This window comes from Pseudodesulfovibrio portus (assembly GCF_026000375.1).
Classification (GTDB): domain Bacteria; phylum Desulfobacterota; class Desulfovibrionia; order Desulfovibrionales; family Desulfovibrionaceae; genus Pseudodesulfovibrio; species Pseudodesulfovibrio portus.
Window position 1 is genome coordinate 214,855 of record NZ_AP026708.1, and the last position, 21,542, is coordinate 236,396.

23 protein-coding genes are annotated in these 21,542 nt (G+C 57.2%); 14 read left to right on the top strand and 9 right to left on the bottom strand.

Going from position 1 to position 21,542, the window contains the following annotated elements; all coding sequences use genetic code 11:
* Positions 1–164: 164 nt before the first annotated feature.
* Together OO730_RS01085 and OO730_RS01090 are read right to left on the bottom strand one after the other, a co-directional pair.
* The gene (locus OO730_RS01085) at positions 165–2,345 is read right to left on the bottom strand and encodes a molybdopterin-containing oxidoreductase family protein (RefSeq protein ID WP_264982733.1); all 2,181 of its coding nucleotides are present in this window, start codon (positions 2,343–2,345) and stop codon (positions 165–167) included.
* Between the two features lie 63 nt (positions 2,346–2,408).
* Positions 2,409–3,254, bottom strand: a complete 846-nt coding sequence (locus OO730_RS01090; RefSeq protein ID WP_264982734.1) for a DUF169 domain-containing protein — start codon at positions 3,252–3,254, stop codon at positions 2,409–2,411.
* A gap of 135 nt (positions 3,255–3,389) precedes the next feature.
* Between OO730_RS01090 and OO730_RS01095 the strand changes: the two genes are divergently transcribed.
* A complete protein-coding gene (locus OO730_RS01095) occupies positions 3,390–4,274 on the top strand; it encodes a LysR family transcriptional regulator (protein WP_264982735.1) in 885 nt (294 codons plus the stop codon).
* Positions 4,275–4,280: 6 nt separating this feature from the next.
* On the opposite strand, the gene OO730_RS01100 is transcribed toward OO730_RS01095, so the two are convergent.
* Positions 4,281–4,499, bottom strand: a complete 219-nt coding sequence (locus OO730_RS01100) for a helix-turn-helix domain-containing protein (RefSeq protein WP_407681902.1) — start codon at positions 4,497–4,499, stop codon at positions 4,281–4,283.
* On the opposite strand from OO730_RS01100, the gene OO730_RS01105 reads away from it, so the two are divergent.
* From OO730_RS01105 to OO730_RS01145, 9 genes are all read left to right on the top strand, one after another.
* Positions 4,498–4,830: a flavodoxin family protein gene (locus OO730_RS01105; protein ID WP_264982736.1), complete on the top strand. Its 333-nt coding sequence runs from the start codon at positions 4,498–4,500 to the stop codon at positions 4,828–4,830. The two genes, OO730_RS01100 and OO730_RS01105, sit on opposite strands and share 2 nt — an antisense overlap.
* Positions 4,831–4,847: 17 nt before the next feature.
* Positions 4,848–5,333, top strand: coding sequence for a cyclophilin-like fold protein (locus OO730_RS01110; protein WP_264982737.1), 486 nt, complete (start codon positions 4,848–4,850; stop codon positions 5,331–5,333).
* 144 nt (positions 5,334–5,477) lie between these two features.
* The gene (locus OO730_RS01115; protein WP_264982738.1) at positions 5,478–6,461 is read left to right on the top strand and encodes a CbbQ/NirQ/NorQ/GpvN family protein; all 984 of its coding nucleotides are present in this window, start codon (positions 5,478–5,480) and stop codon (positions 6,459–6,461) included.
* A 2-nt stretch (positions 6,462–6,463) separates the two neighbouring features.
* Positions 6,464–7,432, top strand: coding sequence for a DUF3150 domain-containing protein (locus OO730_RS01120; protein WP_264982739.1), 969 nt, complete (start codon positions 6,464–6,466; stop codon positions 7,430–7,432).
* A 5-nt stretch (positions 7,433–7,437) separates the two neighbouring features.
* Positions 7,438–9,003: a hypothetical protein gene (locus tag OO730_RS01125; protein WP_264982740.1), complete on the top strand. Its 1,566-nt coding sequence runs from the start codon at positions 7,438–7,440 to the stop codon at positions 9,001–9,003.
* A gap of 23 nt (positions 9,004–9,026) precedes the next feature.
* Complete coding sequence (locus tag OO730_RS01130) at positions 9,027–9,362, top strand: hypothetical protein (RefSeq protein WP_264982741.1); 336 nt, start codon at positions 9,027–9,029, stop codon at positions 9,360–9,362.
* 12 nt (positions 9,363–9,374) lie between these two features.
* On the top strand, positions 9,375–9,560 hold the full coding sequence (locus OO730_RS01135; RefSeq protein ID WP_264982742.1) for a hypothetical protein: 186 nt from the start codon (positions 9,375–9,377) through the stop codon (positions 9,558–9,560).
* 396 nt (positions 9,561–9,956) lie between these two features.
* On the top strand, positions 9,957–10,580 hold the full coding sequence (locus tag OO730_RS01140) for a LysE family transporter (RefSeq protein ID WP_264982743.1): 624 nt from the start codon (positions 9,957–9,959) through the stop codon (positions 10,578–10,580).
* 140 nt (positions 10,581–10,720) lie between these two features.
* Positions 10,721–11,191 (top strand): methylglyoxal synthase, encoded by a 471-nt coding sequence (locus tag OO730_RS01145; RefSeq protein WP_264982744.1) that lies wholly within the window; start codon positions 10,721–10,723, stop codon positions 11,189–11,191.
* 76 nt (positions 11,192–11,267) lie between these two features.
* On the opposite strand, the gene OO730_RS01150 is transcribed toward OO730_RS01145, so the two are convergent.
* From OO730_RS01150 to OO730_RS01175, 6 genes are all read right to left on the bottom strand, one after another.
* Positions 11,268–11,564, bottom strand: coding sequence for an AzlD family protein (locus OO730_RS01150; RefSeq protein ID WP_264982745.1), 297 nt, complete (start codon positions 11,562–11,564; stop codon positions 11,268–11,270).
* Complete coding sequence (locus OO730_RS01155) at positions 11,551–12,231, bottom strand: AzlC family ABC transporter permease (protein ID WP_264982746.1); 681 nt, start codon at positions 12,229–12,231, stop codon at positions 11,551–11,553. Before OO730_RS01155 ends, OO730_RS01150 begins: the two co-directional genes overlap by 14 nt.
* Positions 12,232–12,247: 16 nt before the next feature.
* Positions 12,248–14,350 carry a tetratricopeptide repeat protein gene (locus tag OO730_RS01160; RefSeq protein WP_264982747.1) on the bottom strand — a complete coding sequence of 701 codons (2,103 nt, stop codon included), beginning with the start codon at positions 14,348–14,350 and terminating at the stop codon, positions 12,248–12,250.
* A gap of 441 nt (positions 14,351–14,791) precedes the next feature.
* A complete protein-coding gene (locus tag OO730_RS01165) occupies positions 14,792–15,070 on the bottom strand; it encodes a transcriptional regulator (RefSeq protein ID WP_264984109.1) in 279 nt (92 codons plus the stop codon).
* A gap of 26 nt (positions 15,071–15,096) precedes the next feature.
* A complete protein-coding gene (gene folK / locus OO730_RS01170; RefSeq protein ID WP_264982748.1) occupies positions 15,097–15,600 on the bottom strand; it encodes a 2-amino-4-hydroxy-6-hydroxymethyldihydropteridine diphosphokinase in 504 nt (167 codons plus the stop codon).
* Positions 15,597–16,763 carry an LL-diaminopimelate aminotransferase gene (locus OO730_RS01175; protein WP_264982749.1) on the bottom strand — a complete coding sequence of 389 codons (1,167 nt, stop codon included), beginning with the start codon at positions 16,761–16,763 and terminating at the stop codon, positions 15,597–15,599. Before OO730_RS01175 ends, folK begins: the two co-directional genes overlap by 4 nt.
* Before the next feature lie 215 nt (positions 16,764–16,978).
* On the opposite strand from OO730_RS01175, the gene xerD reads away from it, so the two are divergent.
* The 4 genes from xerD to OO730_RS01195 all read left to right on the top strand — a co-directional run bounded on the left by xerD (position 16,979) and on the right by OO730_RS01195 (position 21,542).
* Positions 16,979–17,884: a site-specific tyrosine recombinase XerD gene (gene xerD, locus OO730_RS01180; protein WP_264982750.1), complete on the top strand. Its 906-nt coding sequence runs from the start codon at positions 16,979–16,981 to the stop codon at positions 17,882–17,884.
* A gap of 23 nt (positions 17,885–17,907) precedes the next feature.
* Entirely contained in the window at positions 17,908–20,589 is a 2,682-nt protein-coding gene (locus OO730_RS01185) for a CBS domain-containing protein (RefSeq protein WP_264982751.1), read from the top strand.
* A gap of 100 nt (positions 20,590–20,689) precedes the next feature.
* Positions 20,690–21,178: an HIT family protein gene (locus OO730_RS01190; protein ID WP_264982752.1), complete on the top strand. Its 489-nt coding sequence runs from the start codon at positions 20,690–20,692 to the stop codon at positions 21,176–21,178.
* 10 nt (positions 21,179–21,188) lie between these two features.
* Complete coding sequence (locus tag OO730_RS01195; RefSeq protein ID WP_264982753.1) at positions 21,189–21,542, top strand: LapA family protein; 354 nt, start codon at positions 21,189–21,191, stop codon at positions 21,540–21,542.

Consider the following 21,542-nt stretch of genomic DNA (forward strand, 5'->3'; position numbering starts at 1 on the left):
CCCAATTAACTACATTGTTTTTCAGTCTATTGGATATAGTGCTTTGCGTGGAATCCCAAGTTATGTGATATGTAGAACGCCTCCCGACTAATGAGAATCCGTCGGGAGGCGTTTTTATGTATTGTTAGCTGAATAGTTCAGTATCGACCTTAAGCATTCAAATTCTATTCTCTTTCAACTTTGCACATGAGCGCTGAGTGGGGCCAGCTGCCGATTTCCGGGCTACAGAATTCCGGCGAGTCGGGGCAGAGCATGTTGGTGTTCGACTCGAAGACGCCGAAGAGATCGGGAAGCTTCTCGTTGCGCTCTGGGAACCACCAGGAGTGCTGGGCGTCCACCATCTTCGGGTGCATGGCATCGGTGATGTGGACGCGCTGGCGGATGGAGCCGTGCGGTGAGGATATAACGGCCCAGTCGCCCTCAGACAGTCCCAGTTCCGCAGCCGTGTCCGGGTGGATCGAAAGCAATGGGTCGGGCACCTTCTTGCGCGCCTTTTCGATCTGCCGCTGTTCGGAGTGGTACATGGGCATGTACCGGCTGCCGGTGATGAGGATGAGCGGATACTCTTCCGTTATCTCGGATTTGTCGCTCTTCGGGCTCCAGACAGGCTCCTTGTATACAGGGAGCGGGTCAGCACCCAGTTCCTCGAAGATCGAGGACTTGAGCTCGACCTTGCCCGACGGTGTCCCGAACCCGTCCTTCTCGTAGCGGCGGAATTCCCGCTCCCCGAAAAGGCCGTTCTGTTCGGCGAGCTTGTCGAAGTTCAGGCCGACCGGTTCCAGGCAATGGTCATAGACATCCTTGACGGTCTCCCACGGCCAGTACTCTTCCTGGCCGAGGCGCAGTCCCAGTTGCCTGTAGAAGTAATAGCTGTCCTTACGTTCCTCGATGGGGTCGATACCCTGCGGGCAGGCGACGCAGAAGCCGCCGGTCAGCCACAGCTCGGGCTGCTCCACGGTGGTGGACGCCGGGAAGACGTAGTCGGCCATGGCTGCGGACGGGGTCATGTAGTATTCCATGACCACATACAGATCGAGGGCCTTGAGCGCCTCGAACACCTGCTGCGTGTTGGGCAGGGAGAGCAGCGGATTGCTCGCCAGTGTGATGGCCGCCTTCACGGGATAGGGCTTGCCGGTGATGATGGCGTTCATGACCTCACGGGCGTGGGCGAGGTTGGACTGCCATGCCTCGGGGGGCATACAGTATCCTCTGGGCAGCTTCTGGTTGGCGGCGTAGTTGCGTTCCCAGCCGGGGAAACCGAAGAACGGGTACTTGTCCGCACCGAGCTGCTTGGCCTTCTGGCTCTCGGGCATCATGTCGTTGCACTCAAGGTATTCCCAGTCGTGAACCAAGCCGACGTTGGCCGCCTGGCTGAAGATGTCGCCGCCGGGAATTTCCAGGTTGCCCGTGATGGCGCGCAGGATCGCCCGACCGCGAGCGCACTGGGTGGAGTTGACGCCCTGCTTGTCCAGTCCAAGGCCGAAGGGGATCACGGCAGAAGCCGCAGTCGCGTACATGGTAGCGGATTCGACCACGAGGGCGGCCGGGATCGAGGTGATCTCCTCGACCTTTTCCGGCGTGTAGGATTCGACGGCGACTTTGAGTTCGTCAAATCCCACGGTGTGGTTGGCGACGAAATCCTTGTCGTAGAGATCGGTGACGATGATGTGCCGAATCCATCCCAGCATCAGCGCGAGGTCGGTGCCGGGGCGAATCTGCAGCCACAGGTCGGCCTTTTCGGCTTCGGGTGTTTTGCGCGGATCAACGACCATGAGCTTGGCGCCGTTCTTCCGTGCCGCAGCGACCATGGGGGCGACACCCATCGGGTTCGATTTGGAAGGATTGCATCCCCACATGACGACGCATTGGGAATGTACGATATCGCTGCCCATGGCCATGCCGCCGTAAGTGGCGTACTCGGTGGCGCAGCTCGGACACATGCAGATGGTGTTCACGCCGCAGGTGTTGGGGGAGCCGAAGAGGTTGAAGAAGCGGCGACAATCCCAGTGGTAGGTTCGTTTCGTTCCGTGGGTGAAGGTCAGGGTCTCGGCCCCGAACTCGTCGCGCAGCTTCGAGAGCTTCTCAGCCACTTCATCCAAGGCCTGCTCCCAGCTGATCCGCTCCCACTTGCCTTCGCCGCGCGCGCCGACCCGCTTCAGCGGGTAGTTCAGCCTATCGGGATGATAAATGTGGTCCAGCATCAAGCGGCCGCGCTCGCAGAGCGCTCCGTGGGTGATCGGATGATCGGGATCGCCGGTGATCTTCACAACCTTGCCGTTGTCGATATGTAGCAGCATGCCGCAGCGGGGATGACACAGTCCGCAATAACTTCTTCGTGTTTCCATCGTACACCTCTCCTATCCCTTGTAGGGACATGGCATTGGTTCGAGTAGTATTAATAGGTTTGGTTAGCTGTCTTCGCCCCAGGCCTTGGCGCTGCGTTCGACCTTCTTGCGCACGCCCTTCCAGTCGGTTTCGTGGGCGAACATGGAATCGGGCAGGGCGGCCAGCATCTTCTCATAGAGGTCTAGAGAGACGGTGAACGTCAGCTCGTCGGTCTTCATGAACTTGCGGGCCGAAGGGTCGAAGCCGCCGATGACGGCCTTCTCCAATCCCTTGCCCTTGTAGTAGAGAGGCCAGCTGATCATGTTGGTACAGCCCGCGCCAAAGGGGGAAACGACGCATTCCATGTCGCCGGTGGTGAAGGTGGCCTGGGTGAAGAGGCCGCTCAGCACTTCGGGCCGGGCAAAGAAGATGACGAACTCCGGCGGCACCTCGTCGGTGAACTGGGACAGCGGCTTGAAGATGCAGTACTTGCCGGTGGCTTCGCGCGGGTTCACCTCTTCCATGAACTTGCGCATGGCGTCGGGGTTGGGCATGTAGCGTTCGCCGTGCAAGGGCGTGCCTTCGAACCCGGTGGACACGTAATGCTCGATGAACCGCAGGTGGGGCTTCATCATCGAACAGTAGTACACGCCGCCGGGACAGCCGTATTCTTCGGCGGAAATATAGGCCGCGCCGCCCTTCTTCCGGGCCAGCCAGACGTTGCCCATGACGCAGGAGAACGACTTCATGACCTCCTGCATGTCCAGCTCGTGCTTATCTTCCAATTCCCGTGAGATGGGCGTGCCCGTTTTCGGTCCATATGCGTTCTCCGGCAGGGTGTCGGCGTAGTAGACGCCGAAAGGCTCTTCGGCCAGGGCGAGATATTCGAGGAAGGTGGCGGTGCCGTCGAGTATGGTTTGCATCGACATGTCTGTCTCCTTTGGTAGGTCGTCTTGTGTCCACTCTCAGGCGGACGGGTTGCCTTTAGACTTACCTTCTCATACCATGCTCACAGATAAAATAAACACGGCTGAATGGAAAATTCTATTCCTCTGGTGGGCATAATGGTGCAAGAATTCCTGAATGACGTTCCCTTGCTGGTAGAGGTGGCCAGGCAGAAAAGTTTCACCAAGGCTGCGGATGCATTGGGGATCGGGGTCTCGACCCTTTCCAGACGCATCAAGCTGCTGGAAGAACGGATGGGGGTGCTGCTGTTTTACCGGGATACCCGGAACGTCGAGCTGACGGACAACGGCGCTTACCTCCTGGACCGCTGCGGCTTTATCCTTGAGGAGACTCAGAAGGCCTACGACTCGGTGGTCATGAACATGCAGAAGCCGTCCGGGCTGATCCGGGTCTGCATGTTTCGGGACCTCTATGAACGGCTACTGAGAGACGCGATATTGGATTTTGCGGCACAGTGGCCGGACATACAGATCGAACTGACCTTCGTGGAGCACCCCGTGGACATGCGCACGGACCCGTATGACGTGGCGTTTCTCATCGGCTCATCCGTGGCCCCGTCGCTGGTCGCCAGGAGGCTGCTCACTATTGAACCGCATCTCTACGCGGCTCCGGCCCTGCTTGAACGGTTCCCCACTCCCGAGGAACCGAACGACCTCCACAAACTCCCGTGCATCGCCTTGCAGCGGTTCGGGAATAGATGGCCCATGCACAACGGCAATAGGCAGGTCGTCGTCGAAGTGCAGCCCCAATACAGTTTCAGTTCGGTGGGAGTCTGTCTCGATTTTGCCTTGGCAGGACATGGCGTCGCCATGATCCGCGAGGGTGACGCCGAGCCGGACGAGAAGGCCGGACGCCTCGTGCGCGTGCTGCCGGATTGGAGCGCCGGGTTTGTGCATGACGTGAGCATGGTGACCGGTTCCAGCCAGCTCCCGCGAAGGGTCAGGCTGTTCATGGACCACATCCTCGCCTCTGTTGCGCTGTGATCGCCCTTAGTTCGAGCGGATCTCCCGCATGATCTCCGCCGGGCTCTGCCCGAAGTGGCGTTTGAACTCGCGGCTGAACTGAGACGGGCTTTCATACCCCACGGCGTCGGCGGCGAGGTACGCCTTCATGTTTTCCTGCACCATCAGGTCGCGGGCACGGGCGAGGCGTATCTTCTTGAGGTACTGCAGCGGCGAGTCGGGAAAATGCGTCCAGGCCGACGACATGAACGAAATTCTGGAGAAGATCCTGGCCGCCGACGTCCTGGTCCTGGCCAGCCCGGTCTATTTCCATTCCTTCAACGCCCACATGAAGACCTTCATGGACAGGGTCTGCCCCATCTACCCCCTGATTCACGACAAGGACGTCTATTTCATGGTGGCCGCTGCGGGCGGTAACCTGCCCGTTGGAAATGCGTTCAAAACGTTCAGGATTTTCACCGACTGCCTGGATGTGACGGAGAAGGGCACCCTCGCCGTGACCGGCGTCTGGGATGCCGGTGGAGTGAAGGGCAAAAGCGTCTGCAAGGACGCCTACGCAATGGGTCAGGCCGTCTGATTCGATCGAGAGGCGACATGAAGAAGATACTCTCGCGTCGGGATTTCATGGTAAAAGGGGCTGTAGGTCTCGGAGCCGCATTCATCATGATTGGTGCTGCCGGTATACCGGGCACTGAAGCCTTGGCCGCTGAAGAAATGGAGGGAGAATCCATGCAGATAACAGTGAGCGCAAACGGAAAGACCATCGTTTATGAACTCAACGACAGCCAGGCCGCCAAGGACCTGTACGCCCAGTTGCCGCTGAGCATAGAAGTGGAAAACTACGGCGGCATCGAGAAGATATACTATCCACCGAAAAAGCTCGGTACCGGCAACACCCCGCTGGTGAAAGCCGCCAAGCCCGGCACTCTCGCCTACTATGAACCCTGGGGTGATGTAGTGATGTTTTATGGCCGTTTTGGCTCAGCGTCGGGATTGTATGAATTAGGACATGTGATTAAGGGAGGCGACCTTATCCATTACTTATCTGGTAATATTCATATCGAGGCTGACAATAATTAATAGTGCAATTATTAATGCTGTTCGTTCTGCTTTGAATATATATTATTACCCTGGAATCTAAGGATTTTTAGGCTAGAGGAATTGAATCAGCCCCTGCTCCCGATTGGAGCAGGGGCTTTCGTATTTTTTAGGGAGAAAAAAATTATGGGCGAAGTTTTGACAGAATTGAAAATATTACAACCTTCGGACCTCGACGCCGGAGAAGTCTTCAGTGGCAAGAAATCCAAGCGAAAGGTGCGTGGTTTCGCCTTGCCGTGCTCATTCACCCCAGACCTCAATCAGGAGTACCTTTTTCACGACTCCAGCCGCGATGTCGTCGTATGGTTTATGGATTCGTCAGATCCGCTGTACGTGTTCGGGCCTGCAGGAAGCGGAAAGACCAGCCTGATTAAGCAGCTTGCGGCGAAACTGAACTACCCCGTCTTCGATATCACCGGCCATGGTCGCTTGGAGTTTCCGGATATGGTCGGCCATTTGACCGTGGAGGACTCGAATATGAGTTTTCAATACGGCCCGCTTGCGCTCGCCATGAAATTCGGCGGCCTTTTCCTGCTCAACGAGATCGACCTGCTTGATCCGGCTACCGCTGCCGGTCTGAACGGTATCCTGGACGGTGATCCCCTGTGCATCCCCGAGAACGGAGGCGAGGTCATCAAGCCGCATCCGCTGTTCCGGTTTGCGGCCACGGCCAATACCAATGGCGGGACCGACGAAACCGGTCTGTACCAAGGCACGCTCAGGCAGAACCTTGCATTCATGGACCGGTTTTGGCTCTGCGAAATCGGCTACCCAAGCCCCAAGGCGGAGCGGGAGTTGCTGCATCGCAAAGCTCCGGGGCTTCCCAAGGACGTGCGGACCAAGATGGTGGAATACGCCAACGAGGTCCGCAAGCTGTTTATGGGCCATGCCGACGGCAGCTTTCGCGACACCATCGAGGTAACGTTTTCGACCCGCACTCTCATTCGCTGGGCAGACCTAACCGTCCGTTTTCAACCGTTGGCCCGGCAGGGCATCCAACCCGTGACCTATGCGCTCGACCGCGCCCTCGGCTATCGAGCCACTCCGGAGACCCGGACGGTGCTGCATGAGCTGGCGCAACGCATCTTCCCCCAAGAAACAAAGGAGTAACCATGGACACTCAGACTGATATCACCGTGCTCGACAATTTAATGGCCATTAATCTGGACGTGAGCATCTGGACCGCCCGCAAGAAGTTGACGCCCGCCGATTTCGGTGGCGCTGCATTGCCGCCCGATGACCTGGCGTCGCTGGGCAGCAAAAAGGTTTGTGACCCCAGAGAGCTGCGCATTTTCGGCACGCTCAAGGCCCGCGCCGTGAATCTTCTGGACCGGACCGGTGTTCGTTTTCTCGGAGGCTGGGGCATCCCGGAGGGCAAGGCCGACGACATCGTGGCCGAGTTGACCGTCATCCGCGACGACTTCCTGTCGGCGAAGGAGCAGTTCCTCAATCGCTACGACGAAGCGGTGAAGGACTGGATATCCCTACATCCCGGTTGGGAAAGCCTGATCGGCGGCTCCACCGTCGGTGCGGATTACGTCCGCAGTCGGTTGGACTTCCGCTGGCAGCTTTTCAAGCTTGTCCCGCCCACGGATAACGCTGTCGGGTATGGTCTGCAAGACGAGGTGAAGGAACTTGGCGGCACGCTGTTCGACGAGGTCGCCAAGGCCGCCGCCGACGCCTGGAAACGTTGCTTCGAGGGCAAGGACAAGGTGACGCACAAGGCGCTCTCGCCCCTGCGCTCCATCCATGCCAAGCTGGCCGGGCTGAGCTTCGTGGAGCCCCGCGTCGTGCCGGTCGTCGATCTGCTGGATACGGCGTTCAACCGCATGCCCAAGCGCGGACACATTGAGGGAAGTGAACTGGTCATGCTCCAGGGCGTGGTTTCGCTCCTGCGCGATCCTGCGACACTCGTTGCGCATGGTCAGAAGATCATCAAGGGCCAGGATGCCAGCGACATCCTGGCCGGGTTGGTGGCGGGAACGCTCCCGGTTCCGCCGGAGGAAAAGCCTTCGGCCAAGACCCGGTTTGTTCCCGAGGCGGTGCATACGCACTCAATTGACAGCCAGGGACTCTGGTGATTGCCATGACGAACAATCTCATCATGAAATCCCTGCCCATGGTGGCGTCGGTTCTTGGGCGCAAGTACGGCGTGAAGGTCGCCATCGGCGGCAAGGACGCTTACACGGACGGCAATACTATCCACTTGCCTGCATTGCCGCTGGAATGCAGCGAGACGCTCATAGGCCTAGCTCGCGGGTACATCGATCACGAGGCCGCCCACATCCGAGAAACGAGGTTCGATTGGTTGCGCCTGGCGAACCTGCCCCCGCTGGAGATGCACGTATGGAACACCTTTGAAGACTGGCGCGTGGAGCATCGGCTGGCCAGGTTGTTCCCCGGTTGTCGGTCGAACTTCAACTGGCTGATCCGGCATCTCTTAGGGGACGCATCGAAGAACACGACCGATCCGGCCATGGCCATACTAAACTGGCTGTTGCTGTCGGTCCGGGCGTGGGACGTGCCGTCTCTGAACGGGCAACGGGACGATGTTGGTAACTTCGTTGAGTCCCATTATCCCGGCCTGATCGGGCGGTTGAACCATGTCTTGAAAAAGGTGCATGCCTATTGCGATTCCACTCAGGATTGTATCCTCTATGCGCGGGAAGTCGTTTCGATCCTCAAGGAGAAAGTGGCTTCTTTTCCCCAGCAAAATGGGGAATCGAAAACGGGTAAATCGGGTAAAAATGGAGTGTCTGATGAACTCCCTTCGGACGCTTTGAATAGGTTGATACATGCCGACGAAAATGATCTACCCGATGATCTGGGCGATGCCTTGGCGGCCCACCTGCGCAAGGAAACGCCCAGGGAGCTGAATGAATCCCTTCGCGTGGCGCAACTCGGCACCAAGACTGTGAAGCCGCTCGATTCGGAAGATGTGGCCGCAACCAAGCGGGTATCGATCGCCCTGCGGACACAGCTTCAGGGGCTACTGCAATCGTCCGTACTGACGCGGAGCAAGGTTGGCCGTCATGGCAGACTGGATGCCCGGCAATTGCACAGGGTCTCGGTGGCGGATGCTCGCGTCTTCAAGCGGGCCGGTCGCAAGGTCGGCATCAATACCGCCGTGCACATCCTGCTTGATTGCTCAGGCTCCATGAGGCGGCGGATAAAACTGACCACACAGGTGTGTCATGCCGTGACCACGGCCCTGGATGCCATTGTCGGCATCAACGTGGCTGTGACGGCCTTCCCGGCTGGAACGCCGACTGACGGTGGCAATGAGAACGATCAAAGCCCGACAGTCTGCCCGATCCTGAGGCATGGCGAGCGCATGCATCCGAACTTCGGCGTGAACGCTACCGGCTGCACCCCGCTCGGCGAGGCGCTCTGGTGGACATTGCAGCAAGTCGTGCCGCTCTTCGAATCCAGAAAGATTATCCTGATCCTGACGGACGGAGATCCGGACTCCTTCAACCTGGCTCTCGATGCCATTGAAGGGGGGAGACGCTTTGGCGTTGAAATATACGGCCTGGGCATCACCTCCGAAGCCATCACCAAGCTGCTCCCCGATCACAGCCGCACCATCAACGACTTGTCCGAGTTGGCCCCGGCCATGTTTGGCATGCTTCGCGGTGCGCTCGTCAAATAGTCACCAATAATCCCGAGGTAAATATGGATAATGAGATCCCCAAATGCCCGAACTGCGACAGTTCGGAGCACGTCGCATTGATCAACACCAACCAAAAGATCGGTACCGCAGTCGGCGGCGTGGCCGGTGGCGCAGCCGGATACTGGGGTGCGTCCTCCGGTGCCGTAACGGGTGCAACCATCGGTTCGGTTGTTCCGGTCGTAGGCACGGGCATCGGCATCCTCGCCGGAGGCTTGGCCGGAGCGCTCGCAGGCTTCTTCGCCGGTTCAGCTGTAGGCAACCAGGTCGGCGAGCATATCGACCGTCACATTATCAGCGAATGGCGCTGCAACCAGTGCGGCACTGAATTCGAAACTTAAAAGGAGAAAACAATGAGAGACTTTTGGACCTTTATTGGCGGCGTGGCCGTTGGCATCCTGGCCATGACCGGCGTTTTCGCCATGGAAGAGGAAGACAAGCCTCGTTCTGTAGAATGCAATGAGGACGAGTTAGAAGAACTGGAGGAGGAAATTGAAGAGGAGGCTGACGACGAGAGATTGATCGTTCGGGCCTCGTAATAACAAGAGAGCCGCTGGCGGAATGCTGGCGGCTCTCAATAAATTAATGAGTTGAAGTAGACTTTGAAGTTGCGTAGGGTAGGGAAGTCATTCAACTGGGTCAAACTGCTGGGTCAAACTCGAAACCCATATTTTGAGACAGCGTTGAGTTGTCATTAAAATTTAATTAGTTAGCGCAATTTTCTTTTGAGTAAAAAACCGAATCCCCCCCTCGGCACCACGATATCAAAGGGTTGTAGCTGAAAAGCTGCAGCCCTTCCTCTTTTCCAATTATTGCCCGTGCCGCCTGTTCCCGTCCCGACACCATTCGGGGCTTTGGTTGCTCTTTATGGTCCGTACGGTTAATGACTGTGATCGGTATCCATAACGATTACTTACGGCAGGGACTGACGTGCGATGACTCATTACCTTTTTCTCGGGATCGTGTTGGGGTTGTCCGCCGGGTTTGCACCCGGGCCGCTTCTGGCGCTGGTCATTTCCGAGACCCTTCGTCATGGCATCGGTGCCGGTATCAGGGTAGCGCTCTCGCCCTTGATCACGGATACGCTCATCATACTGCTGACCCTATTCGCTCTATCCCAATTGTCCGACTTCAAGGGCATACTCGGTGTAATCTCTCTGATCGGCGGAATTTTCATCCTGTACATGGGATATGAGAGTCTCAGGCCCAAGGCGGTTGTGATGAATATTACGGACGTCAGGCCCAATTCTCTGCTCAAGGGTGTCCTGGCCAACATGCTGAGCCCGCATCCGTACCTGTTCTGGTTGAGCGTGGGCGGGTCGATCATGGCCGGAGCCCTGGAAGTGGGCGTGATCGCGCTTCTCGCGTTTCTTTTCGGCTTCTATGCGAGCCTCGTGGGCGCAAAGATCACCACGGCTCTTCTGGTGGCCCAATCAAAAGCTTTTCTGCAGGGCAGGGCATACACCTGGATCATGCGTATTCTTGGTTGTGCTCTGTGCCTGCTGGCCGTCCTTCTTTTCCGGGACGGGCTGTCGTTACTGGGAATAGCCGTTTTTTAAGGGCTGAGCGTAACGGTGTATTTTTGTTTTACTATTTGAAATCAATGTCCTTTATCATGCACGGCATTGAATAATCCGGCACGGTGTGCGAATAGAATATCTCATAACGGTGCGAGAATTTGGTTCAATCAGGGGACGGCATGAAAGAAATCAAGAATATTGCTGTAGTGGCTCATGACAATTGCAAGAAAGAGCTTTTGGACTTCATTGCTTGTAATTATGATGTGTTGCGACAACACAACCTGATGGCGACCGGCACGACCGGCGGATTGGTCGAGGAACTGCTCGAGGACTTGGCAGTCAAGTCGGGGTCAGGCGAGGTCAAGAAAGTCCATCGGTTGAAATCCGGTCCCCTGGGGGGTGACCAGCAGCTCGGAGCATCCATCGCCGAGGGCAAGGTCGATGTTCTCTTCTTTTTCTGGGATCCCATGCAGCCGCAGCCGCATGACGTGGACGTCAAGGCGCTGTTGCGCATTGCAGTATTGTACAATCTGCCCACGGCCAGCAACCGGTCGTCGGCGGAGTTCCTGATCTCGTCGCCTTTTTTCAGCAGGGAGTTCGTCATCCACAAGATGGACTTTTCCGGTTACGTCCAGCGCGATCTGCCGTAAGCGGTGGCCCGATATCTTAGAAGTACATATCCGAGAGTGAAGGCTCTCGGATTTTTTCTTTTAATAACGAATGGTTCTAGATGATATGCCGGATGAGGACCAGTGATCCAACGCCTGCAATCAGGGCGAGCGGCATATTGCGGAACTTGAGTGAGACCAGCAGGGTGATAGCCGAGGCCATGGCTTCAGCCGAGCCCACGGCAAAAACCAGTGGAGCGAGCAGGGCGGCCAGGATGGAGCCCGGCAACCGGGACAAACACGCCTCCACGCGGTGGTTGCCCTGGACCAGGCGCACGAGCCACGGGCCGCTGATGCGCGTCAGGTAGGTGACCACGGCCATGCCGATGATGGCCAGCAGGCTATCCGTCTGCATGGGCCCCCCACAATCCGGTCAGGCTGCCGGCCAGGCCACCGGCTACTATGTACCACTTTCCGGGAACGAAATGGTACACGCACAAGGCGGTAACCGCAGCCACGGTCCAGGCCGGAATATCGCTCTTTCCCTTCCACAGACCGGCCAGCAGGGCCAAGAACACGGCGGTAAAGGCGAAATCCAGGCCGAACGCCTCGGGGTGGGGGATGATCGCCCCGACCATGCGTCCTGTTATGGTCGCTCCCATCCATGCGCACCACATCATGATCCCGGCTCCCAACAGGAATCCCATGTCCGCCTTGCCCTTGTGGACCGCGCCATAGGTCAGGGCCCAGCTTTCGTCCACCAGCAGGAAGAGCAGGGTGTAACGGTAGCGGCGGGGCAGTGGGGTCAGCCAGGGCGTCAGGGAGGCGCTCATGAGCACATGGCGCAAATTAACGATGAAAGCGGTGAGAATCAGGGCGGTTATCTGAAGAGGGTGGGTCCACATGTCCAGGGCCACGAACTGGGACGACCCGGCGAATATGATGCCGCTGGACAGGATGGCTTCCAAAAACGTCAGGTCGGCTTCCCGTGTCAGCAGCCCGTAAACCATGCCGTAGGCAAAGACGGACAGGGCCACAGGCAGCGCCTGGATGGCCCCGAACCGGGCTGATTCAAGGCTCATGGCAGGTTCGCGCATTCTAGAACGGGTACACGAGAGTGCTTTGACTTTCCTGTTTTTCCTCGCCCATCTTCTTGTCGATGGCGTCGATGCGCGCCTTGGCTGCCTCGCGCTGTTCCTTGCGGGCGGCATTTCGGACCACGGTGCCGAGCAGCTTCTTGGCTGTCCGGTACTTGCCACGTTTTTCGTAGATCAGGGAGGCGCGGTACATCGCAGTCAGGCACCAGATGTTTTCCTGAGGATACATCCAGGCCAATTTAAGGTAATAATCCAGTGCCTTGTCGGCATCTCCCATGGCATATTCCCCCTCTCCAAGCCAGAACAGGGTCTCGGCCTGCAGGGCGGTTGTCATGGATGCGCGCTGGTCCCACATGGTCAACAACTCGGCCTGGGCGGACTTGTATTCCTTGCGCTGCTGATAGAGCAGGGCCATGCGCAGTCGTGTCATGACCGGGAGGGGCTCTTTGGTGGCCACCATCTGCTGATAGGTCTCCAATGCAGCCCCCTGCCTGCCTGAATCCAGTTCCAGCCGGGTCTTGATGTCCAGCCAGGAAACCTTGAGGTTGGGAGGCAGGGTGGTTTCGTCGATGCGGTTCAGGTAGTAGGCGCTGAGCTGCAGTTTTTTGGCGTGAGCCGCATGGTCCGCCAGGTAGATCATGCTTTGGATTCCAAAGGACGAATCATCAAAGAGAAAGGCGACCCGTTTGGCCAGATCCGGGGACGGGGTCTTTTCGAAGTATTGTTGCCAGTAGGCGAGAAGGAGCAGCCGGTCCAGAGGATATTCTTCCTTGGCGAGCCGACGCAGCTTCGAAGGTTCAGCTGTCGTCCAGAAGGGGGCGTCGGTCTTTTCGTGAACATCCTGGCCGGCAGCGCCGGACAAGGCGGAGAGAACCGGATACAGCCGGTAGGCTTCGGCGGGTTGATCCGGCAGCACGTTCTTAAAGTCTTCCTTGAAGGCCAACAGCCCGGCCAATCGCAGAGTAATGGGCAGGCTCTTTTTATTCAAGTTATTCCAGATTGTTGACGAAGACAAAAATTCCCCATTGGCAAGGGACAGGGCGAGTTTGAAATTGTTCAGCAGGGCGGCGGTCTGTTCGGAAATGAGCATGGACCCCAGCTCGTTGTCGATGGCCTTCGTGGCGTCGGTGAAGTCCATGTTCAGGATGTTGTTCCGAAAATGCGTCCACGGTCCGGAATCCGGGTTGCCCAGATACCATTGGCTGCGTGAAAGTGAGTGCGCGGCCAGGATGTTCCCAGCCCAAAAAGCGTTAGCTTTCAAATAGTTGCCTTCAAGGAATACATCAAGGTTGCTGGGCAGGCTGCCGTTTTCGACAAAAATTACGATGGAAGTCCAGAAGGTGCGGGCAGGTATGGATGATATTTCGCTAACAGCGGTGTAAGCGTCACTGAATTTTTCCAATGAAACAAGGGCCATGGCCTTGGCAATCAAGCGAGTGTCCTGGGCCGTCAGAACCGGGATGGTTTGATCGGTACCGGCTGCAGCGGCAGGGGGCGGTGAGGCCGCAGCCAGCGGGTCGATCGGGGCGGGATTGAGCAGTGCGCCAGCCGTATCCCAGAACTTGGTTTGCCAGACCTTTTGTCCGGTTGCCAGTACTTGGTCCAAAGCCGTTTTTTGAGTGTCCCTGGAAAGGGTGTAGTTGGATTCGTATGACCAATACATCTTGAGCCAGACATCCTGCCAGATGGTATCCAGGTCGGGTTCATCCTTGAATTGGCGGCGCATGGCCGAATCTTCCATGAAAGTAGCTGCTTGCGTGAACCACAGGACCGCCTTTGAAAGCGCTCCCAAGCCGCGCTGGGCCTGTCCGCCCATCCATAACCGGCGCGCTTCCAGTACCGGGTCGGTAAAAGCGGGCGTCATTTCAATGATTTCAAGTGCTTTTGCGGGCGAGTTGAGGTTGAGATAGACCTCGGCACGCTTCAGGATCGTATCAGGAGAGTCCTGCGAGGGTGCTTGAGCTATTTCCTGTTCGAGCCGGTCCCAGGCCCCGTAGTGTTCGAGCCATTCCGGGAAGGTCTGGTCAGAGGCGGCCAAGGCCGTTCCAAGACTGCATTGAAGGAGAATGGCCAGGCAAAGGGAGGTCGAGATAAGTGATTTCATTTTTCCTCAAACGCCGCAGGAGCGATTTTTCATTGTTTCCGATGAAGAACCATTACCAGCCTCCAAAGAAACTCTCAATGCCGTTTCATCGATTACTTGAAGTGAAGACGTCAAAACAGGGTAGGCAAAACCTGATGGTTTTCCGACCCCGCATTTCACGCTCTATTTGTTAAAAGTTTACATAATTTACATTATGAGACAAACATATAAGTTGCTAAAATCATGATGTTTAATTTGTATCGTCTCGTAAAGAGTTGCTGCCCTTCGTGCAGTTATCGGTGAGAGTCGAAATTGAGATGGCGTATTTTGATTGTGCAGCATCCTGACGGCATTTCCGGGATCGGGGTCAGGCTCTCAGTGAAAAACCGATCTGGATGGGTTCTGGGCAAAAAGAAAGACCCATTGCAGGGCCTTTCAAGTGGAATCGTATGGAGATGAAGTCTAATCGTCGGCTTTTTCGATGGTCGTGGCACCAATTTGCTTGAGGTATTTGTCCCGGCATTCGTATGAGCAGAATACGCGGACCTTCTCCCCTTCCCGGACGCGGATGGAACCGTCCCGCTCGACGTAGGTGCCGCAGATGGGGTCCTTGACCATTTCACCGGCAGCGACTTTCTGTTTGACGACCTTCTCGCTCTGCATGCTTTTTTTCTTCTTGTCGCCCATGAAGAGCTTGTAGACGATGAAAATCGCCACGCCGATGATGATGAACTTCAACAACATGATAAGCCTCGCTCCGGTTGCGGTTAGGAATCCTGCCAGATCTTGTTGCCTTCAACCCGATAGTCGATGGCGTCGAGCGCCTCGTCAATGGTCGTGCCGTCGGGAAAGACGAAATCGGGTGCCAGTTCCCTGAGGGGGATCAACACAAACGCCCTTTCCTTGGCTCGCGGGTGCGGCAGGGTCAGGAAATCCATGTCCATCTCGACATCGCCCCAGGCAATGATGTCCATGTCCAGCGGCCTGGGGCCGCCGGGGACGGCCCGGGTTCGGCCCATCTTGGCTTCAATGGCCGTGCAGGTGGACAGGAAGCCCGGCGCCGACCAGATTTCCGCGTCGATTTCCAGTTTGATCACCTGGTTGGTGAACCACGGCTGATCCTTGATCTCGCCCTGGGGTTCTGTCTCGTAATACTCGGACACGCCCCTGAGCTTGATCTCGTCGCCGTAGTCCTCCAGCAGGACCAGTGCCTCGTGGATATTGTCTTCGGTGTCTCCCACGTTGGAGCCGAGGCTCACGTAGCAGATCACAGTTTCGAAATTCTGGATACCGCCTCCTGGAGCAGATCGTTATTCACGGTGAGGGAGATGCGGAAGTACCCTTCTCCCGGAGTCCCGAAGCCGTTGCCGGGGGTGAGCACGACGCCTGTCTGTTTCAGGACGTTGGTCACGAATTCCGACGACTTGTAGCCTTCGGGGGTGTTGCACCAGATGTAGAAGGATGCGTCCGGCACACGGTGCCTGATCCCTGCCTGTTGCAGTGCGGCGCACATGACGTCGCGGCGTTCCTTGTAGATGGCGCGGAACTTTTCGGCATGGGGCTCGCCGTTTTTCAATGCGGCTATGCCCGCTTCCTGGACGGCCTGGAAAATGCCGGAGTCCACGTTTTCCTTGATCTTGCCCAGGCCGGTGATGAGGCTCGCGTTGCCCACGGCCATGCCCACGCGCCAGCCGGTCATGTTGTAGGTCTTGGACAGGGAATGGAACTCGATGGCCACGTCCTTGGCGCCCTCGCATTCCATGATGGAAATGGGCTTGTTGGACGGATCATAGTAGATTTCAGTGTAGGCTGCGTCGGAAATGACGATCACGTCGAATTCTTTGGCCTTTTCGATAAGGCGGTCATAGAATTCCTTGGTGGCCGTGGCTGCTGTCGGGTTGTTCGGGTAGCAGACGAAGATCATCTTGGCCTTGGCCCAGGTATCGTTGCTCACCGCGTCGAGATCGACCAGGAAGTCGTTTTCCTCGAGCAGCGGCAGGTATTCCACGGTGCCGCCCGCGAATTCGGTGGCGACGCCGTAGACAGGATAGTTGGGCGTGGCCACCAGGACCGTGTCGCCGGGATTGACGAACGCCAGCGGGAAATGTGCGATGCCTTCCTTGGAGCCGATGAGGCTGACGACTTCCGTGTCGGCATTCAGATCGACATTGAAGCGCTGCTTGTACCAGTCGGCCACGGCCTGTCGATAGGCGGGCATGCCGACATAGGAAGGATACTGGTGGTTTTTCGGCTTCTTGGCCCCTTCGCACAGGGCCTCGATGATGAAGTCCGGGGTCGGCAGATCGGGATCGCCGATGCCCAGGCTGATGATGTCCATGCCGCTGGCGGCCACTTCGGCCTTGGCCTTGTCGATTGCCGCAAACAGATAGGGCGGCAGGGTGGAAAGGCGATCAGCTAACTTGAAATCGGACATGGTTGGTGTCTCCTTGAATTCACTTTGGAAAAACTTACATAATGGGGGCCTGTGCAACTGTCAACGCGAACCGTTGCTCTTTGACCCTACCCTTGGTAGCTAGATGGTACGGGATGCGATCCCGGGCGTTGACTACCCTTTTATTGATGATATCATCCAATACTTTTCTTATATCAAAGTGTGATCCCGTCGTGATCATGGAGCAGAAAAAAGCAGTGAAATCAAAGGATAATCCCAATCACCCCTGGGTGGACCGCTATCTCGAGCACCTTCTTATAGAAAAGGGACTGTCGGAAAACAGCCTGGCCGGGTACGCCGCCGACCTGGCCTCCCTGCTCGGCTTTCTCAGGGACAAGTCCTTTTCTCTCAAGGACCTGACCGACCAGACGCTTTTTCTCTACCTCACCTACCTGCGTGCCAGGGGATTGAAGAGCCGATCCCTTGCGCGCCACCTCTCCTCCCTTCGCGGTTTCTTTGCCTATGCCCTGGACGAAAAGTGGTACAAGGAGGACCCGGGGCATTTGCTGGAGAATCCCAAGCTGCCGAAAAAACTTCCGGAATTTCTGACCCGCGAGGAGATCGGCCGTGTGCTCGCCCTGCCCGACACCTCGACCAAACTCGGCATGCGCGACAAGGTCATGCTGGAGTTGCTCTATGCCGCAGGGCTGCGCGTTTCAGAACTGATCGACATGAAGGTCCTGGATTTCGATCCCCAGACCGGCGTCCTCCGGGTCTTCGGCAAGGGAGCCAAGGAGCGTCTGGTGCCCATCCACTACACGGCCCAGGACTACCTGAACAGATATCTTGAATTCACCCGCCCCGGTTTCAAGCCCGTGCAGGACTTCATGTTCCTCAACCGATCCGGCAAGGGGCTGACCCGTCAGGGCGTATGGAAACTGATCAAAAAATTCGCCATGATGGCGGGCATTAAGAGATCGATTTCGCCGCACACGTTTCGGCATTCCTTTGCCACTCACCTTCTTGAGGGCGGCGCGGACTTGCGGACCGTCCAGATATTGTTGGGGCATGCCGATATCAGCGCGACTGAAATATACACCCACGTGGAATCCGAGCGGTTGCGGAACATGCACCGTCAGTTTCACCCGAGATCATCCTTTTGACACCAGCAATAGGCTGACATCATATGAAAAAGAAGACGGAAAAACTGGCCGCTCCCATTGTTATCACGGCCCATGCCAACGCGGATTTCGACGCCTTGGGCGCCATGGTCGCCGCCTCCAAGCTCTATCCGGGTGCGGTGCTCATCTTCCCGGGCAGCCAGGAGACGAGTCTGCGCCATTTTTTTATCGAAAGCACCACATACCTGTTTAATTTCAAAGCGTTCAAGGACATAGACCCCGAATCCGTGGAATTGCTCGTGGTGGTGGACACCCGGCAGCGGTCGCGCATTCCGCATGTACGGCCCGTGCTCGGAAACCCCGGTCTGCGAATCCATACCTATGACCACCATCCGGACACGGAGGAGGACCTGCCCGCCGAAAAAAGCGTGGTCCGGGACTGGGGGTCCACGGTGACCATCATCACCCACGAACTCATGGAGCAGGGGATATCCCTTAACGGCGAGGAAGCCACCCTTCTCGGCCTGGGCATCTATGAAGACACCGGCGGGTTCGCCTTCAACTCCATCACCCCGCAGGACTTCGCGGCTGCCGGTTGGCTCAAGTCCCAGGGGATGGACATCGAGGCCATCAACGATATTTTGTCCCACGAGTTGTCCACCGAACAGGTCACTTACCTGGGTGAACTTCTTAAAAATGCGCAGACATACGACATTCACGGCATCGACGTGATCATCGCCGAGATATCCACGGACAAGTTTGTTCCCGACTTCGCCCTGCTGGTGCACAAGCTCATGGACATGGAGAAGATAGACGTCTGTTTCGCTCTCGGCCGCATGGCCGATCGCATCCACGTCATTTCCCGGTCCCGTAATCCGGACGTAAACGTGGGCAAGATATGCGCCTCCCTCGGCGGGGGCGGCCATGGGGCGGCGGCTTCGGCAACGGTCAAGGACAAGACCCTGGCCGAGGTGCGTGACGACCTGTTCGCCCTGCTCTATTCCCAGATCAACCCGCAGATCGTGGTGGACAACCTCATGTCCCGCCCGGCCGTGTTCATTGAAGGCGACAAGACCATTGCCGACGCCGTCGAACTCATGACCCGGTACGGACTCAAGGACGTGCCCGTGGTTCGCCCCGGCAGCAAGCAGTGCATCGGCATTATGGGCCACAAGACCGCTGACAAAGCGGTTTCCCACCATTTGGGCAGCGTGGGCCTGAGCGAATACATGACACGGAAGTTCGAAACCGTGGAGGCCAGGACCGATCTGTACCGGGTCATGGAGATCATTCTGAGCAACCGCCAGCGAATGCTGCCCGTCATCGAAGATGGCGACCTGATCGGCGTCATCACCCGCACGGACCTCATGAACATGCTCATCGAGGAACCGGCCCGCATTCCGGATTCCCTGCTGCCCGACCGGCGGACGGAACGGAACATTGCCGCGCAGGTCAAAAACCGGCTGCCGCAGGCCATGCTCGACCTGCTCAAGGCGGCCGGCGACCTCGGACAGGAGCTGGGCTGGGAAGTCTACGCCGTGGGGGGCTTTGTCCGCGACATCCTGCTCGGCAGGCCCAACCTCGATCTCGATCTGGTCGTGGAGGGAGACGGCATACTGTTCGCCCGCAAATTCGCGGAGAAACTCGGCGGTCGCGTCAAGGCGCACACCAAGTTCAAGACCGCAGTGGTCATTCTGGATGACGGCCGGCGGGTGGATGTGGCCACGGCCCGGCTCGAGTATTACGAATACCCGGCCGCCCTGCCCACCGTTGAGCTTTCTTCCATTAAAATGGACCTTTACCGCCGCGACTTCACGGTCAATGCCCTGGCCCTGCGCATCAATCCCGGACGGTTCGGCCAGTTGGTGGATTTCTTCGGTGCCGAGCGCGACATCCGCAACAGGACCATTCGCGTACTCCATTCACTGAGCTTCGTGGAAGACCCGACCCGTATCTTGCGGGCCATCCGCTTTGAGCGGCGTTTTGATTTTCAGATCGGTGGTCAGACCATGCGGCTGATCAAGAATGCCCTGAACCTCGAGCTGTTCAGCAAACTTTCCGGCACGCGGGTCATGCACGAGCTGCAGTGGATCATGAACGAGGAAGACCCGCTGGCCTGCCTGATGCGCATGGAGGAACTGGGCATCATGGAGGCAATCCATCCCCTGCTCAAGCTGAGCAGGGACCGTGTCCAGGTTCTGACGGAGTTGGTCAAGGTGCACAACTGGTACAAGCTCCTTTACCTCGAACATGAGATCACGCCGTGGAAGCTCTACGTGCTCGGCATGACCATGGGCATCAAGCGGGATCAGATACAAAAGATCACCCAGCGGCTGCACTTCACCAGGCGGGAGGAGCGGGAGTTCCTGCAACTTCGCGACATGATTGGCGATGCACTCATGAAATTGATGGGCTGGCGAGAAGGCCGCTCCAAGTTGAGCCGCCTCTACTCCATCCTGCATCCCATCCCGGTGGAGGGCATCCTTTTTCTCATGGCGCGCAGCCGCAAGGAGCACATCCGACGCAATATTTCACAGTACCTGTCCCGGCTGCGTTACCTGACCATAGAGGTGAACGGCAATGATCTCGAGGAGATGGGCATCGAGCCCGGTCCCATTTACACCCGCATCCTCTCCAGGCTCACGGACGCCATGATCGACGGCCGTGCCACGACGCGCAAAAAGCAGTTGAAACTGGCCCAAAAACTCCATAAGGACCTGAGTTCACACGAGGAAGATTCCGAGTGACCGGCCATGTTTCCCGCTTGCCCTTGATGGACAAGCCGTGTAGATAAATCAGGGTGTTGGGGTGTGTGTAATCCCGGCCAAAAAACAACGGATTTGTTCTATGGAAGTGCTCTGGGCGCCCTGGCGTCTCAATTATATACTTGGCCCCAAGCCCGAGGAATGTGTATTCTGCATTCCCGAGGACACGACCGAGGATGAGGAACGGTGCGTCCTGGCGCGCGGCAAGCATTGTTTCGTGATCATGAACAAGTTCCCCTACAACAACGGGCATCTCATGATCTGCCCGTACCGCCACGTTTCAAACCTCACTGACCTGTCCCTCGAGGAGTCCGAGGACTGTATGCTGTGGCTTCGCCATTGCACTGCGATACTGGAAAAAGCTTTTAATCCTCAAGGGATAAACGTTGGTCTCAATCTTGGAGAGGCTGCCGGGGCGGGGATAGCCCAACACCTCCATTTCCAGATTGTTCCCCGCTGGAACGGCGATGCCTCCTTTATGGCCGTTTTCGGGGAAACCACGGTCATCCCCGAACATCTGTCTTCAACGTACAACCGGCTCAAGCCGTTGTTCGATGAAATAACCGTTTAAGGAGAAATCAATGCGTTTTATCAAGGTCTTGTTTCTTTTGTTTCTTTTCGTTTTTTCGATCTTTTTCTTCACAAACAACTCCGCTACGCTGACGCAGGAGTTGCAGCTGGTGCTCGACATTCCCTACGTTGCCACCCTCCACTCCATCCCCTTGCCCTTCGGCTTCATCGTCCTGGTCGCGTTCACTGCCGGATGTCTGTTGACCATCGTCTATTTCGCGGTTGACAAATTCCGCTCCGCCTCCAAGCTCCGCGAGTGTCGGACCCGTATGGCCAGCCTTGAGCAGGAGTTGAACTCTCTGCGCAATATGCCCATTGACGAGGCCCAGCCGTATTCCGAGGTCAAGGAAGAGGAAAAAGTCTAA